We start from the raw sequence: 1,256 nt of genomic DNA, 5'->3' as shown, positions 1-1,256 counted from the left end.
CAGGGCAAGATCGCGAACGTTTTTTAAGCAGGGCACGAGGATTTGACCGACCGAACAGGGTGTGATCTTATACTCTCTTTTACGGGAGTTTCGTCATGAACCATCAAGCGGCATTTACCCAATTCTTCTCCGAACTTGAAGACCCTCGTCAGACAACCAAAATCGCGTACCCCTTCTTCGATGTGGTTTTTCTCACCGTCTGTGCTGCTATTGGTGGAGCTCAAGGTTGGGAAGATATCGAGCTTTTCGGCGAGGCACATCTGGAATGGTTTCAGCGTAATGGATTGTTTCATAACGGATTACCTGTTCACGACACCATAGCCAGGATCATCTCCCGTATTCAACCGGAGCAATTCCAGAACGCCTTCGTCCGCTGGATGCAAGCAACATCAGAACGTACCGATGGTGAGCTGATTGCCATTGACGGCAAGACCTTACGCAGCTCTTACGACCGAGACAGTCGTCAGTCTACCATTCATATGGTCAGTGCCTTTGCCGCTGAGAATCGTCTGGTGCTCGGGCAAGTCAAAACAGATGAGAAATCTAACGAAATCACCGCCATTCCTGAATTACTGGCACTCCTCGATATAAAAGGCTGCCTGGTATCCATCGATGCCATGGGCTGCCAGACTGGAATAGCCTCAACCATAGTCAAGGGCGGTGGCGACTACTTGCTGGCGGTAAAAGGTAACCAGCCCACACTGCATAATGCAGTACGCGCAGCTCTGGCCGAGTCGACCAAGAAGCCGCTGAGTGAAGAAACGCTCAGTGTCGAGAAAGAGCACGGTCGCATCGATGGCCGCGAGTACCATGTGTTACCAGCCGGAGCACTATCAGAGCAATTTCCAGAGTGGAAATCGCTGAAGACTGTCGGTGTCGCAATATCCTATCGAATTGAAAATATGGAAAAATTTTCGATGGAGTATCGCTACTACATCAGCTCGGCTGAACTGACACCAGAGCAGTTTGCTTCAGCGGTACGAGGGCACTGGGCAATTGAAAATAGCCTGCACTGGGTTCTGGATGTCGTGATGAATGAGGATGCCTGCCAGATATATCGAGGTGATGCCCCTCAAATATTGGCCTGTGCACGACACATGGCGCAAAACATGCTGCGAGCCGAAACCAGCCGTAAGGCAAGCTTGCGGAAGAAGCAGCAATTTGCGGGCATGAGCAGCCCATATCTGGAAAAGGTATTGGATTCAGGGCTGGCTGAATTGAAGTCAATTTAACAATATGTTCACGCTCTCGCCCTG

At 50.5% G+C, this 1,256-nt stretch carries 1 protein-coding gene; it reads left to right on the top strand.

The annotated features are described in order from the left end of the window. The first annotated feature begins 95 nt into the window (after positions 1-95). Positions 96-1,232, top strand: coding sequence for an ISAs1 family transposase (locus OKC42_RS22610; RefSeq protein ID WP_024943479.1), 1,137 nt, complete (start codon positions 96-98; stop codon positions 1,230-1,232). The last annotated feature ends 24 nt before the right edge of the window (positions 1,233-1,256 follow it).

It is taken from the genome of Aeromonas sp. Y311-2, assembly GCF_027706025.1.
Taxonomy (GTDB): Bacteria; Pseudomonadota; Gammaproteobacteria; order Enterobacterales; family Aeromonadaceae; genus Aeromonas; species Aeromonas veronii.
The sequence above is the reverse complement of the archived record's forward strand: the minus strand, read 5'-3'. Positions and strand labels throughout refer to the sequence as shown.

Bases quoted from the DNA above. Each gene is read 5' to 3' on its own strand.
- OKC42_RS22610 (WP_024943479.1), top strand. From the start codon at position 96: ATGAACCATCAAGCGGCATTTACCCAATTCTTCTCCGAACTTGAAGAC.